General features: G+C 66.3%; 12 protein-coding genes. 2 read left to right on the top strand and 10 right to left on the bottom strand.

Annotation, left to right across the window (positions count from 1 at the left end; all coding sequences use genetic code 11):
* Nucleotides 1–5 precede the first annotated feature (5 nt).
* The 4 genes from HG800_RS18055 to fusA form a co-directional block, all read right to left on the bottom strand.
* Nucleotides 6–1,187: a sialidase family protein gene (locus tag HG800_RS18055; protein WP_206352338.1), complete on the bottom strand. Its 1,182-nt coding sequence runs from the start codon at nt 1,185–1,187 to the stop codon at nt 6–8.
* A 32-nt stretch (nt 1,188–1,219) separates the two neighbouring features.
* Nucleotides 1,220–1,876, bottom strand: a complete 657-nt coding sequence (locus tag HG800_RS18050) for a Uma2 family endonuclease (protein WP_169978050.1) — start codon at nt 1,874–1,876, stop codon at nt 1,220–1,222.
* Nucleotides 1,877–1,915: 39 nt separating this feature from the next.
* Complete coding sequence (locus HG800_RS18045; protein WP_169978049.1) at nt 1,916–2,560, bottom strand: Uma2 family endonuclease; 645 nt, start codon at nt 2,558–2,560, stop codon at nt 1,916–1,918.
* A gap of 71 nt (nt 2,561–2,631) precedes the next feature.
* Complete coding sequence (fusA, locus tag HG800_RS18040) at nt 2,632–4,770, bottom strand: elongation factor G (RefSeq protein WP_169978048.1); 2,139 nt, start codon at nt 4,768–4,770, stop codon at nt 2,632–2,634.
* Nucleotides 4,771–5,121: 351 nt separating this feature from the next.
* On the opposite strand from fusA, the gene HG800_RS18035 reads away from it, so the two are divergent.
* Nucleotides 5,122–5,322 carry a hypothetical protein gene (locus HG800_RS18035; protein ID WP_235963775.1) on the top strand — a complete coding sequence of 67 codons (201 nt, stop codon included), beginning with the start codon at nt 5,122–5,124 and terminating at the stop codon, nt 5,320–5,322.
* Nucleotides 5,323–5,339: 17 nt separating this feature from the next.
* On the opposite strand, the gene HG800_RS18030 is transcribed toward HG800_RS18035, so the two are convergent.
* The 5 genes from HG800_RS18030 to HG800_RS18010 form a co-directional block, all read right to left on the bottom strand.
* Nucleotides 5,340–6,836, bottom strand: a complete 1,497-nt coding sequence (locus HG800_RS18030) for a glycosyltransferase family 4 protein (RefSeq protein WP_169978047.1) — start codon at nt 6,834–6,836, stop codon at nt 5,340–5,342.
* On the bottom strand, nt 6,827–8,638 hold the full coding sequence (locus HG800_RS18025) for a glycosyltransferase family 2 protein (protein ID WP_169978046.1): 1,812 nt from the start codon (nt 8,636–8,638) through the stop codon (nt 6,827–6,829). Before HG800_RS18025 ends, HG800_RS18030 begins: the two co-directional genes overlap by 10 nt.
* A gap of 289 nt (nt 8,639–8,927) precedes the next feature.
* Entirely contained in the window at nt 8,928–10,379 is a 1,452-nt protein-coding gene (dnaA, locus tag HG800_RS18020) for a chromosomal replication initiator protein DnaA (RefSeq protein WP_169978045.1), read from the bottom strand.
* A gap of 286 nt (nt 10,380–10,665) precedes the next feature.
* Complete coding sequence (locus tag HG800_RS18015) at nt 10,666–10,902, bottom strand: hypothetical protein (protein WP_169978044.1); 237 nt, start codon at nt 10,900–10,902, stop codon at nt 10,666–10,668.
* 225 nt (nt 10,903–11,127) lie between these two features.
* A complete protein-coding gene (locus HG800_RS18010) occupies nt 11,128–11,439 on the bottom strand; it encodes an FmdB family zinc ribbon protein (protein ID WP_206352337.1) in 312 nt (103 codons plus the stop codon).
* Nucleotides 11,440–11,584: 145 nt separating this feature from the next.
* Between HG800_RS18010 and HG800_RS18005 the strand changes: the two genes are divergently transcribed.
* On the top strand, nt 11,585–12,265 hold the full coding sequence (locus HG800_RS18005) for an NAD(P)H-hydrate epimerase (RefSeq protein ID WP_169978043.1): 681 nt from the start codon (nt 11,585–11,587) through the stop codon (nt 12,263–12,265).
* On the opposite strand, the gene HG800_RS18000 is transcribed toward HG800_RS18005, so the two are convergent.
* The gene (locus HG800_RS18000; RefSeq protein WP_169978042.1) at nt 12,205–14,031 is read right to left on the bottom strand and encodes a choice-of-anchor Q domain-containing protein; all 1,827 of its coding nucleotides are present in this window, start codon (nt 14,029–14,031) and stop codon (nt 12,205–12,207) included. The two genes, HG800_RS18005 and HG800_RS18000, sit on opposite strands and share 61 nt — an antisense overlap.
* Nucleotides 14,032–14,118: the final 87 nt, after the last annotated feature.

Below are 14,118 nucleotides of genomic sequence, written 5' to 3'. Positions count from 1 at the left end.
GGCGCTCAATCGTCACCGAGGTCGTCGGGGATGCCGTCGAGGGTCCGGAAGCCTTCGATGCGGTGGAAGGTCATGACATTGGCGTCGTGCGCGTTGTGGGCGCCGCCGAGACCGTCGTCGAAGGCGGTCCGGGAAACGACGATCAGGTCGTCCCCCTCGAACAACCAGTCGACATACTGGAACGCGTGCTTCGTCACGTCAGGGTGATGCAAGACGACGGCGCGGATTTCCCAGTCCTTCAGATTCGTCGAGGCGATCAATGCCAGCGTGTTGCGAGTCCGCCCCGGCTGGCCGAGGTCGAAGCGCGGGGGGACCCAGTTGGTCAGGGACCAGTACGCCTCGGTCTTCGGGTCGTAGCGGATCGTGAACTTCTTGGCGCCGCCGGGGAAGCGGATGAAGTCGGAATCGGGGTCGAAGGAGGCGGCTTGGCCGTCCTCGCTGATCCGGACGACGGCGGCATAGCCGGGGTCGGGCTTCGAGTCGACGCGGAGGATGTCGACCATCTCCCCCTCGGGGGTCACCACCGCGTTGCCTTCGAGCCAGCCGCCGAAGGTCACCGGCGCGAGCCAGGAGAGATCCGAGCCGAGCCGGTTCGTCGAGGTCCAGCTTGCGGCGTTCAGGAGGTCGGCATCGACCGGGGCCGACATCATGAAGGCTCGGAAATGGACGCCCCAACCGCCGGGGCCTTCCGCGTCTTCCATCGCCCGCCAGATCCGCCCGTCGTGCTCGACGACGGGGACCGGGGCGCAATGGTACTTCTTCCCCGGCAACAGCAGGCCCGAGGAGGAATCGACCGGCTCGGTCCAGGTGGTGCCGCCGTCGGTCGAGCGGCGGATGACCCCTTCGCCGTATTCCCGGCTGGTCCCCATCAGGTAGAGCGCGTCGCGATGGACGAACAGGGTCGACCACCACTGCCCCTTAATCGTAGCGATCTGCTCCCACGATTCCCCTCGGTCCTTCGATGCGAAGACCACCGTCACGTCCTTCGAGCTTCCCGGCCCGAAGAAGTCGTGCGAGGCCACATACGTCCCATCGGGCAAGACCGCAAGGCTCGGCGAGCCGATGTACTGTCGAGACGAGGCCGGGCTATGGTCAATCACCACACCAGGGACGTTCGAGAGATCGGGCATCGGATCGTCGCTCGGGGCCAGCAAGGCGAGCAGGGCAAGCGGGGCAATCGGCGTCATTGCTGGAGCCTCGGGAAAGGGGGAGATGGGATTCAGGATTGCGGGGCCGGCTGCGGTTCCGGGTCGCCGTCAAAGAGCCTCGTCAAGGCGAGTCGGAACCCGGGAACGACCGTGCCGCCGTCCAGCTCGTCCGAGGCGGAGAGGATGCGGACCTCCGTCGCCGACGAGAAGACGAACACCCGGCGCGTCTCGGGATAAACGACCCAGACAAGCGAGACGCCAGCCTCGAAGTATTCGACGAGCTTGCAGTCCAGTTCGGCGGCCAGGTCGGAGGGGCTGACGACCTCGACGGCCAGATCGGGGGCCATCTCCCAGGCATTGGCGCGGGGCACTCTCCTGCCTCGGGGCCATTTTGCCGTCGACACGAAGGCGATATCGGGCCTTCGGCGGTTGGTGCTCTGCGCCCTGAGTCGAAACAGTTGTTCGACCAATGCCTGGCCGAGTCCTTGCGACAGGGCCACCACATTGAGCTCCTGGGCCAGGTAATTGGCGATGTCGAGTTCTAGACTCCCCATCGGCGGGCACTCTACGACGACACCATCAATCACCTCGAACAGGATGTCACTCGACGACGGCGGCACGAAGTCGTCGGCTGGGGCGTCGCCCTCGACGACCGGAGAAGGCGACAGAGGAGTACCGGTCGACTCCTCGGGGATCGTCGTCGCGTCGGGGCGAGTCGCGGTGGCCATGAGTGGTGCTCCTCTTGAGGGCAATCGGATCTCGACCGCTCAGGATTCCGGGGCCGGTTCCGTCGCGGTGTCCGGGTCGTCGTCGAAGAGCCGGGCGACGGGGAGTCGGAAGCCGGGGAGAATCGCGCCGCCGTCGAGTTCGGCCGGGGGGGTGAGGATCTGGACGGCAGTGGGGGAGGAGTACACGTAGACTTGCCGGGTTTCCTGATAGATGACCCAGACGGCGACCGTCCCGGCCTGAAAGAAATCGCTGATCTTGCGGTTCAGGTGCGCGGCCAGGTCGGAGGGGCTGACGACCTCGACGGCCAGGTCGGGCACGACCTGCCAGGAACTCGCCTTCGGGGCCCGCTTCCCGACGGGCCATCGGTCCGCCGAGACGAAGGCCACATCCGGCTGCCGGCGGATCTTTCGCTCGGGGTCGATCCGGTAGAGCACCTCGACGAAGGCCCGGCCGAGCTTCCTCGGTAAGGCGTACTCGTTCATCGCATACGCGATCAGGTTCGCAATATCGGCTTCAAATGTTCCCATGGGCGGAATCTCGATGACCTCGCCGTCCACGACTTCGTAGAAAACGTCATCACCCGGAGGAGGAACGATCGGATCGTCGGCTTCGGTGGTGAGGTGCTCCAGGCGAAGAACCTCGGCATCAACCGTTGCGGCGTCGGGGCGGGTCGCGGTGGCCATCGTCGATCGTCCTCCTCGAAAAGGCGGGCGGGCAAGGGGAGACACCGTCAAAGGTGGGCGGCGCTCAGCGATCAGTCCTCGTCGTCCATACCGGAGAGCTTGCGGAGCATCGCCTCGGGGGCGGGGGCGTAGTCGAAGGGTTCCATGCTGTAGCTGGCGCGGCCCTGGCTGAGGCTGCGGACGTCGGTCGAATAGCCGAACATCTGTTCGAGCGGGGCGCGGGCCTCGACGACCCAGAGCTTGCCTCGCTGATAGGTCTTGTCGATCAACGCGCGGCGGCTGGAGAGGTCGCCGGTCACGTTGCCAAGGAAGTCCTCGGGGGTGACGACCTCGACCTTCATGATCGGTTCGAGCAGGACGGCCCCGGCCTTTTCGAGCGCCTTGCTCAGGGCGTCGGTGGCGGCGAAGCCGAAGGCGAGTTCGTTGCTATCGACCTCGTGCGTGTCGCCGTCGGTGAGGGTGACTTTCAGGTCGACGAGCGGATAGCCGGTGATCCCGCCCGACTTGGCATCCTCTCGGATGGCGGACTCGACGGCGCGGACGAACTCGGTGGGCACATCGTTCGGCTTGGCCTTGTTGACGAACCGGACGACTGGCGCCCCCTTGGCCTGGGTTTCCGGTTCCAGGTCGATCGTGACCTTCGCATACAGGCCCGAGCCGCCCGTTTGGCGGATGCACTGACCGTGAATTCCCTTGACGGCGTGCTGGATCGTCTCTCGGTAGCTGACGCGGGGCTTGCCGATGCGGACCTTCAGCTTCAGGTCGCGGAGCATCTTGTTCTTGATGATCTCCAGGTGCAACTCGCCCATGCCAGAGATCAAGGTCTCGCCCGTCTCCTCGTCGAACTTGTAAGTGAACGTCGGATCCTCGCGGGCGAGGGCCACGAGCGCCTCGGCCAGCTTATTCTTATCGGCCGAGCTGACCGGCTCGATCGCCATGCTGATGACCGTCTCGGGGAACTCGATCCGCTCCAGCAAGATCGGGTGCGCCTGGTCGCAGAGCGTGTCTCCCGTGACCGAATCCTTCAGGCCGACCACACCGACAATATCGCCGGCCAGGGCCTGGTCGATCTGCTCACGGTCATCCGCGCGGATGTGGTAGAGCCTTGAGCAGTTCTCCTTCTTATTCTTGCCCGGGTTCAACGGGCGGGTGTTGGCCTTCAAGATGCCCGAGTAGACGCGGACGAACGACAGGTCGCCGTGCGCATCGTGCGTGATCTTGAAGACGAGGCCGGAGAAGGGGGCCTTCGGGTCGGGAGGACGCTGAAGCTCGTCGCCGCTTTTCGGGTGCTCTCCCTTGACCGGGGGGACTTCCAACGGGCTCGGCAGGTACGAAACGACCGCGTCGAGCAGGCGCTGCACACCGACGTACTTGAAGCTCGACCCGCAGAGGACCGGCTGCGCCTTGCCCGTCAGGGTGGCGCGGCGGAGGCCGGCCCGGATCATCTCGGGGGTCAGAGGTTCACCTTCGAGCGACATCATATATTGCTCGGCGAACGGCTCGTCGAACTCGCTGAGCTGGTCGAGCATCGTTTCTCGCCAGTGGTCGAACGTGTCGCGCAGCTCGTCGGGAATCGGTTTCTCGGTGATCGTCGAGCCGAGGTCTTCGGTCTGGTAGTAAAGGGCCTTCTGCTCGATCAGGTCGATGAGCCCCTGAAACTGGTCGGGGTTCCCTTCGGGGCCGGAGCCGATCGGGATCATCACCGGGATCGGGTGCCCGGCCAGTCGCTCGCGGATCTCGTCGTAAACCCGTTCGAACTCGGCCCCGATGCGGTCCATCTTGTTGATGAAGCAGAGGCGGGGCACGTGGTACTTGTCGGCCTGACGCCAGACGGTCTCGCTCTGCGCCTCGACCCCCTCGACCGCCGAGAAGACGACCACGGCGCCGTCGAGCACGCGGAGCGACCGCTCGACCTCGGCCGTGAAGTCGACGTGCCCGGGCGTGTCGATGATGTTGATCGTGATCGGATCGCCCTGCGCATCCTTCCACTTACAGGAGATGGCGGCGGCGACGATCGTGATGCCGCGCTCGCGTTCTTCCTGGAGGTAGTCGGTCGTGGTGCTCCCCTTGTCCACATCTCCCATCCGGTGGATCTCACCGGTGTAGTAGAGAATGCGTTCGGTGGTCGTCGTCTTGCCGGCGTCGATGTGGGCGACGATGCCGATGTTGCGAATCGAGGCCAGGGGGCTTGGTTGTCCGTCGCTGTCCATGATGGGCCGTCCTTCGGGGCAAGGCGATGCAAAGCAATGCGAAGCGAAGCCGTCGGCTACTGCGGGAGGATTTCGAGGCAGGTCAGAAGGCTCGCGAGAGGCCCACCGGTCTCGGGCCGGTTGACCGTGATGGGCCAGCGGGTCGACGCCGATCCGATGGTCCGGATCGACCCGGCTCCCGCCAGGGGAGAGACCATTCAGGATAGCCGACCGCGGCCCGTTCCGCCCAGGGGAGACACGCGCACGCCCTCTTCAGGAACGGTACAATTCACGAGACCGCCGAGTTCGCTCGCCCGAGTTCGGACGAGTGCGATTGGCAGGCCGCCCCTTGAGCAGATCGCGTACGTCCCCATGAACGAACGCCCCCCGCAAATGGCCGCGAGCCTCTGCCGATCGTGCGTCTCGAAGCGAGACGTGGTGACGGGCAAAGGCTCGCGTTTTTTTCTCTGCGAACGTTCGAAGACCGATCCGAACTATCCCAAGTATCCGATGCAGCCGGTCGCGTCTTGCCCTGGATTCGAACCTCGGCGCGACACTCCCGCTCCGGACTGAACCGGATCATCGGTCGCTCAGGCAGCGTCTCGTCGAGGGGCCTCGGCGGTCGATCCGGAAGACGCCAGGACGGACGACACGCTCGAATCCGAGGCTTCACGCGGCGGCGGCGGCTCGATGGGAGCGTTCAGGGACGCTCGATCGTTCCCGATCGACCGGCGCAGCGTCGAGTCGGCCAGGGCCCGAGCCTGCCGACCAACCAGGCGTCGCGAGAGGTGCGCCATCGCCCTTCCGGTGCGGCCGACCTTGCGCATGGCTCGATGGAAGGCCCCGGCGGACATTTCAGTCCGTAGGGCGTTGATGGTCTGCCTTCGAGCGTGGGCCTCGGCCCAGAGGAAGTCGATCCGCCGATCGCGCTTGGCGATCTCCGATTCAAGCCAGAGGATGTACCGCTGCCGTTCCTGCAACTGATCGGTCGAGTGGGCCACCGTGGTGTTGCCGCGGAACTCGACCCGAGACACCTGGCGAAGCAACGATGATCGATTGAACGGGACCAGCGACTCGATCGTCTTCAGGATCTGATCGGCCTGGTCGTCCCAGGTCGGCCAGGCTTCAGCCGTGGCAAGGGCGTTTTCCTGAAGGGTCCGGACTTGCTCTGGGTTCTCGGCCATCCCGACGATCGCTTCGGCCATTCGGCTCCACGAGTTCATCGGCGTCAGCCGGCAGTTGTACCGGTCGGCCATGTACTCCTCGGCCCCTTGCACGTCCCAGCAGATGGCCGTGCCGCCGGTGGCGAACATCTCCAGCGGAGGGCCGAACATGCCTTCGGCGTTCGAGGCCTTGACCAGCACGTCGCTCGCGCCGTAGATCGCGGGCATCCGGTGGTAAGGGACCTGCACCTCCACCCCCTGGCAGTGCGGGCCGACGATCGCATGATCGACGATCGCCCCGACCCAGCGATACGGCACCTTCAGGGTTTCCAGCAGCCGAACCGTCTGGGCCACGTTCTTTCGGGGATCGACCGTCGGCCCCTCGACCAGGAACCGGACCGGCCGGCGGCCTCGGCCCAGGGGGACGCGAGCCATCGGCCGCCAGAGGGTCTTGTCAAGCCCGCTCAAGACGCAGAAGGTCTGCTTCGGCTCGACCGAGTAGTGCCGCTCGATGTGCCGCCGCAGCCAGTGAGCCGTCGTGATGACGTTCATCTGGCTGGAGACAATCTCGTCGAACTTCTGCTGCGCGTCCGAGTTCGGCTCGGCAAACTGCCCCTCGACGGCCTGCATGAACCAGGCGTAGTGATCGGCGTCGAGGTCGGCCATCCAGGGGATGCAGGCCCACCAGGTGGCCATCACCGTGTGGTAATGCTGTCGCCTGGCCTCGGGCAGCGAGACGATCCGGAAATGCCGACGATCCTGCTCGCTCAGGAACGGAATCGTCCCCTCGGTTTCCGTCGGAGGCAAGATCAGGTCAATTCCGTACCCGGCCTTGGCCAGGATCACCCCCCAGTTGAGCACGATATTGATGCCGCCGGAGATCCCGAGCAGCGGCAAGGCGATGCCGATTCGTCTCACAGCCATTGGCTTTGCCCCCGATCGCATGCTAGCTCGACGGCCTCCCCGAGCCGGCCATCCTCTCCCACAGCCAGCTCGTTGTTCCCCGGATGAAGGGCGATGTTCACCAGACCGTCATGCCCTTCGGCCCGAGCCCCGGCCAGGGCCATCCGCCACCAGAGGTACAGGTCCTCGCCGTAGTGCAGGCGATGATCGATCCCTCCGGCCCGCTGAAACAGCGCCTTCGAGAAGCAGACCCCCGAATTGCAGAGGAAGTTCCCCAGCTTCCGGAGCGTCGCCGGAAGGGTCTGCGATTCGACGGTTCCCGGTCCGGCGAGCGGGGTATTCCAGGGGAATCCCTCTCGCATCGTTCGGCCGAAGTCCCGGAAGACCTTCTTCGGGTACACGATCGTGTCGTCTCGCCAGGAGCCGCCCGGGACTGTCAGGAAGTGGAAGAATCCAGGCTCCAGCCAGTCATCCGAGTCGAGCACGCAGATCAGGTCCCCCGAGGCCGAGCGGATTCCGACGTCCCTCGGGATCGTGGCCGAGCCGCAAGGCTCGGGAATCTCGATGATCCGGACCCGGAAGCGGTGCTTCATCAGGTGCCCCTCGGCCAGCCGAAGGGCTTCGAGCGTCTCGGGGGGGCTGCCGTTGCTGACAAAAACCACCTCGATCCACGGATACGACTGATTGAAGATCGACGAGGCCAGGCGAATCAGCTCGGTCGTTCGGTCGTAGACCGGAACGACGATGCTGACCAGTGGTTCGGAAGTCGTCTGGGTCACTGTTACGCCGGTGCGGTCTCTCGACCGGTCGGCGCAGGGCTCCAACCAGGTGCCGAGCAGGGTCCCCTCGTGCTGCTCCTCGCCACGGTGCAGGTATAGCGAAGACCGAGAGAGCCCTTCCGCGTCAACCCAGTGAAACCGCCCTTCGTGGAAGAGAAACGCCGGTCGGCTCGAATCGCGCCGGGTCAACAGCGCGATCGGCTCGTTGCTCAGGACAAAACCGAGGGGCTCGGACTCGGACTCCGAGGTCCGGACCGGAGCCGGCCCGACCTCGATCTGAGGAACGTCAGCCAGGGCGGCTCGAACGGATTCGGCGAAGGCATGATCCGATCGGGCCGAGAGCGTGATCCGCAGCGCCAATCCCGCCGTTGCGAGCCTCCGGAGCGCATCGAGGAAGGCCGGGACCTCGTCGTTCTCATCCACGAACGCGGAAACGTCTGGCGGAATCGCCCCGATCACCTCGGCATCATCGGCAGGTTCGAAGGGCCAATCGAGCCCCCCTTGCTCGAAGACGATCCGATGGGCCTCAGTTCGGAAGGCGCAGGGGTCGGCTGCCACACGACGGCTTGGCCGAATGGCCGCGACCTCGTCGTTCAGGGCGTTGGAGCCGATCACCAGGGCGCCGACAGAGCCGGCCACGGCCTCGGCCGAATACGGTCGAACCTCGGCGAACAGGCGAGACGCCTCGGGACTGTTGCTGATGACTTCAAGATTGTACTGCGTGACGGTTGCCGCCAGCACTTCGAGCGCCACGGTCAGATCGGCTTGATGCGAGGGTCGATCGACCGAGAAATCCGCAGGGAGGACCAGCGCAAGCTTCGGCCTCCAGCGGTTGTGAACGCGTTGATTGGTCTCTCGGACGAGCCGAACCGCCGCCTGCCGGTCAAAGAACGCGCCCAGGATCTCGGTCCAGAGGATGCTTGCCTCGGCGGTATTCGCTGCGATCGCCGCTCGGAGAGGAACGTCCAGTAACGCACGCTCCTCAGGACGATGCACGCGAACCGGCTGTTCACGGCCGATTTGCGCCGCTGCCAACGCTCCCATAGTCCGGCTCCTCCGTGAGCAAATCGCACTCGGCTCTGTCGGCAGTGTCTCATTACGGAACACACCGACCCAATCGAGTGAGGCGACGGCGGACTATACTTGGAGGACCGGACAGGGGCAACGCCAATCGAGCCGTCTCCGGCGTTTCCCCCGCTTTTTCTGGCGTTACTACGGCGGGCGCCCGAACTTGCATCCATCTCCATACGGCGATCCATGAAGGGCTTGGACCATCGCCCAAGCCTTCGCCGCCCCCCTCGACCCGGCCCCGAGGGGAGGGCTCAGCCCCGCGTCAGGTCCCCAGCGCTCGCTCGACGGCTGAAAGGATCTGTCCCATCGTCTCGAAGCCGGCCAGCAACGACTGTCGCTGCTCGTCCTGAAGCCAGGCGCGGACCTTTTTCTCGGCCGAGATGACCGTCGAATGATTGCGGCCGCCAAAGTAACGGCCAATCTCACTGTAGGCCGCCCCGGTGTGCTTGCGGGCCAGGTACATGGCGAGCATGCGGGGATGGGTGACGGCTCGGGATCGGCCGTCGGACTTCAAGGCATCGGGCGGCAGGTCGAACAACGAGGCCACGGCCCGTTCGATGTCGCGCAGAGCGACCGCCTGCGCCGTGTGGCGGATCGTGTCGCGGAGGGCCGATTTCGCCAGGTTCAGGTCGAGCCGCTTGCCGGTCAAGGTGGCGTGAGCCAGCACGCTGTGCAAGGCCCCTTCCAGTTCTCGGACACTCGTCCGAAGGTGCTCGGCGATGTACGAGGCCACCGCTTCGGGCAGCTCAATGCCCCGCGCGGCGGCCTTTGCGTTCAGCAAGGCGCGCCGGGTGGTTGGATCGGGGGCGTCCAGCTTCACCACCATGCCGCCGAGCAACCGAGTTGCCAGCTCGTCGGAGAGCTTCGGAATGAGCCTCGGATGCTGATCGCTGGCCAGCACCACCGAGGCTCCCGAGGACACTAGCGCGTCAAAAGTGTGCTGGAACTCATCCTGCGTCGCTCGCTTCGAGGTCAAGAAGTGCACATCGTCGAGAATCAACACCTCGGCACTGCGGTAGCGGGAGCGAAAGGCGTTGAGCGTTCCGGCTCGCATCGCTTCGAGGAAGCTGTTGGTGAACGCCTCGGCCGTCTGATGGACCACCCTCATGCCGGGGTGCCGCCGCGCGATCGAATCGGCCACTCCCTCAAGGAGGTGCGTCTTGCCCAGGCCAATCCCACCGTGGATCACGAGCGGGTTGAACGCCGAGCCCGGCGACTCCGCCATCTCGATGCAGGCAGCCAGGGCCAGACGGCTCCCGGGTCCGGGCACGAACTGATCAAGCCTTCGGAGGGCCCTTGCCCGACGCGACCGGGGGTGATCGACCGGGGGCCTCGGCGCGGGCTGATCGACCGGAGCCGAGGGGGTCGACGAAGGCAACGGCACCGAAGGCCCCCGGCGACGGTCATCCGGCTGAGAGCGGTCGGGAGGGGCAGGAGCGACCTCGCCGACCCCCGGCTCCAGCTCATCGGCCACTTCGAAGGCTAAATCCAGGCGACGGCCGGCAACTTGCTCCCCTACGGCCGAAAGCTCGCGAGCGTACTTGCCCCGGATCCAGTCCCGGAAAAACCGATTCGGGACGCCAACGGTCAGGCAGTCCCCCTCGACGCCGAGCCGGACCTCGTCGCCGAACCAGAGACCGAAGCGAGACTCGCCGACTCGCTCCGCCACCGCCGCCCGCAAGGCCGGCTCATGCTCGAACCGCCGATCGACCATGATCGACCTCTCCCCCCCTCATCCGCGGAGTGCACCACGCGCCGAATCGCCCTTGAGACGACCGATCGGCCCAGACACGACGATCATCTAGGCAATGATCGCCCATCGGCCTGCCCGATCTTCAAGGACGGCACGACGAACCTAGGGGGATATGCGCCCCAATCGATCCGAAGTCAATCAGCTTCGAGGGGCGCTGGCGCCACCTGGCGCGAATAGGAAGTGGAACGCTCGCGCCAAGTTACGGCACGGCCCTTCCACAGGTCCGGCTGGCGCGATCCGGGCGCTCTCACGGCGCCTCGGTTGAGCCCGACGCCAACCTGAGCGATTCGTCGTGCGAGGTGCCGGGGGCGGCCAACGCCAGCGAACGCTCATACTCCTGCTGACGCTGCACCAGGCGCTCGGCCCTCCAGGGGCGCTCCGGCCAGGGCTTCGACGGCTCACTCAGAAGCGTCGCGAACAGGAACGCCACAAGCAGGGTCAGGTGCAATCGGACGTCCAGGAACCAACCCAACCAGAGGGCCATGAGACTTCCCTTCTCGAAGCGATCAACGCTTCGAACGGGCGGACGGACGGCGATCCCGGCCCCTCCCGCCTCGATCGCCGGAGGAGATTGGCATCATCATCGACCCGGGCAACGCCGCATCGCGCCCCGTTGACTTGAATCAACCTTAGGGCGCGCACCGCCACCTGTCGTCTTGATTTTTTTCGAGCGGGTTGGCCAGCGAGGCAGCGCCGGTGGCCTGCTCGATCAGTTATCCATCGCGCAGAAGCCGCCGCCGCAGCCCATGGCGCCGCAGCCTCCGGCGGGCATCGGGGCGTCGCAGACCGGAAGGGACGAGGAGGCCGCGCCGCTCGACCGGGCCGAGGCCGGCACGCTGAACTGCTTCGTCAGTTCCACGCTCCCGCACGACGGGCACTTGGGCGAGTCGCTCGCCGATCGAACAAGCGCCTCGAAGTCTCGATCACAGGTCTCGCAGTGGTATTCGTATAAGGGCATGGTCGTCAGGGGCTCCAGGCGGATCGGATCAAATCGTCGTTTGCGGGTCTGCGTCGATCGCATCACCGGCCCGATCCATTCGAGATGACGAGCTGTCGGTCGTCGGATCGGAGGGCATGTCGGTATTATAGAGGCCGAGGTTGCCGGGCCGTCAACGCAAGGTCCCGTCTCGTCCCGGTCGCTCCCTTTCGGTCGAGGAGACGACGCCATGCCCACCCTGCGCCCCCTCTCGCGCGACGAGGTTCGCAGCATCGACCTCCGGGCCGCCGACGAGCTGGGTCTGCCCACCCTCGTCCTGATGGAGAACGCCGGCCGAGGGGCCGCCGCTTGCCTCCGAGACGCCGCCGGACCCGAGCCGAGGCCCGTGCTCATCCTCTGCGGACCAGGCAACAACGGCGGAGACGGCGCGGTCGTCGCCCGACACCTCGACGCCTGGGGATGGCCCGTCCGCGTCCGATGGACCGTCTCCGCCGACCAGCTCCGGGGCGACCCCGCCGCCCAGCACGCCATCCTCCACCGCGCCGGGTTCGATCAACGCACCTTGACCGATACAAACGACCTCGCCACCGAGCTGTCCTGGGCCGACTGGGTCGTCGACGGCCTGCTCGGGACCGGCCTGACCCGGGCGGTCGAGGGCTTGCTCCGCGACATGATCGAAACGGTCAACGCCTCGGCAAAACCGGTACTCGCGCTCGACCTTCCCTCGGGGCTCGACTGCGACACCGGTCAGCCCCTCGGCGTTGCCGTCCGGGCTCAGGTGACGACCAGCTTTGTCGCCCGCAAGCGCGGCTTCGACGCGCCGGGGGCCTCCGACTGGACCGGCACCGTTCAGGTCGTCGAGATCGGCGTGCCCGGACTGCTGCTCGACCCGTTCCGATCACGAAGTTGATCGAGCACCCGAGCCACGCTCGGATGCAACGATCGGGCCGGCTCGACGGCCGAGCTTAACGACTGCTGAAGCTCTCGAGCCAGCGCCGCCGCCCGAGCACGCACGGTCGGAGCCACCTGAGACGGCCTCGGCAGAGCCGTTCGCAGATCCTCGACCGCCTGGCGGGCGGTGGTGACGATCGGTAGCTCGGCCGACGAGGTCGGCGCCGGGTCGCCGAGGCCGGGCCCGGGATCGACATTGGTCAGGGTGACGGTCACCGGTTCCTCGGCCCCAGCCGATTCGACAACCACCTCGAAGGTACCCGGAATTCCATTGGCAATCGCCCGGATCTCGGCGATCCCCTCCGCGTTGACCCGCGCCGGGTTGCCGACCAGCACGGCCGAGGCCCCCTCGGCCGGAGCCGTGAAGACGACCTGGCCCCCTTCGATCGCTCCCCCGCCCCCTTCCGCCACGAGCCGCACGACGATCGGCGCGGCGAACGGCTCGCCGGCCATCGCCTCCTGGCCGCTCCCCGACTCGACGAGGAGCGAAAACGGCAGGGCCTGGAGCGCCCCCAGATCGGTCGCCCCGTCGGACCGGGCGGCCCCTCGCATGTCGGTCTGGAACGCGGGGTTGAACAATCCCGCCCCGATGGCCGGGCTCCCTGGCAACGGGGGTCGGGCCAGCAGCGACCCGCCATAGAGACCAAGCGGAGCGAGCATCGGATCGACCCCGGGCATCGAGATCGTGCCGGTCGTCCTCCCTGAGACCTTCCCCACGAGGTTCGGTCCCCGAAATTCAAACGGCCCGAACCGCACGAACACATCGTCAACAACGTTGTCGGCCACGATCGACGAGGTGATCGACGACGGTTCGATTCGGGGGCGCGTGACGTTGCTGTACACGGCTCCCCCTTGCTGGTTGGCGAGATTGTCGGTCAGGGTGCTGCCGTTCACATGAAGCACCGAGGTGTTGTACACCGCCCCGCCCCGGCCGATCGGCACCCGGCCGGGAGCCGCCACAAACGCCTCGGCCGAGTTCCCTGCGAACAGGCTCGTGTTGATGCTCGTCCAGCCGGAATTCCAGATCGCTCCGCCTTCTCGGTTGGTCGAGTTGCCAGTCACGGAGCTGGAAGAAAGTGTCAGGCTGTTCGAGTTGAAGATCGCTCCGCCCCGGCCAATCCCCGCCGGGCCGAAGCCGATCGACCTCACCCCTTCGGCCACGTTGTCCCGGATCGACGACGCGCCGATCGTGATGGCCCCCGTATTGTAGATCCCCCCTCCCTTCGCCCCAGCGACGTTCCCCGACACGTCGCTGTCCATCAAGAGCAGTTGCCCATCGTTCAGAATGCCGCCGCCGAACTGGGCCTGACCGCCCGAAAACGCCAGGCGATTGACCGTGACCTTGGCCGACTTGCCCACCGTCAGGAGCCGGAACTCCGGAGTGTCCGGAGCGTTGCTCCGAACGATCGCCACCTGAGTCCCTTCGGGGCCGGAAAGCTCCACCTCCCCCACGAGCGTCGGCAAGGCGCTGTTGAGCACGATCGGCCCCGAGACCTCCGGCGCAATGCTGATGACATGCGCCTCGCGGAGCACCCGGTTCGCCTGCGTGATCGCATCCCGAAGCGTCCCCGGCCCGGTATCGGCGGCGCTGGTGACCATGAAGGTGGCCATCACGACCCGAGGCTCCAACGCCTCGACCGCCCCGGTCAGCGCCCTCTTCCTGCGAGCCGCCTTGCCCGGACGCCCCACGACCGCCCCGCTTCGCTTCCACCCGATCGCAGTCATCCGAAGCACCCCGCTCCCGGCGTTTTCCGTGCCCCGAGCCCCTCCTGACCCGTCTTTGCCCGCCGCGCCCTTGTTCCGATCCTGTCG

This window comes from Tautonia rosea (assembly GCF_012958305.1).
Classification (GTDB): Bacteria; Planctomycetota; Planctomycetia; order Isosphaerales; family Isosphaeraceae; genus Tautonia; species Tautonia rosea.
The sequence above is the reverse complement of the archived record's forward strand: the minus strand, read 5'-3'. Positions and strand labels throughout refer to the sequence as shown.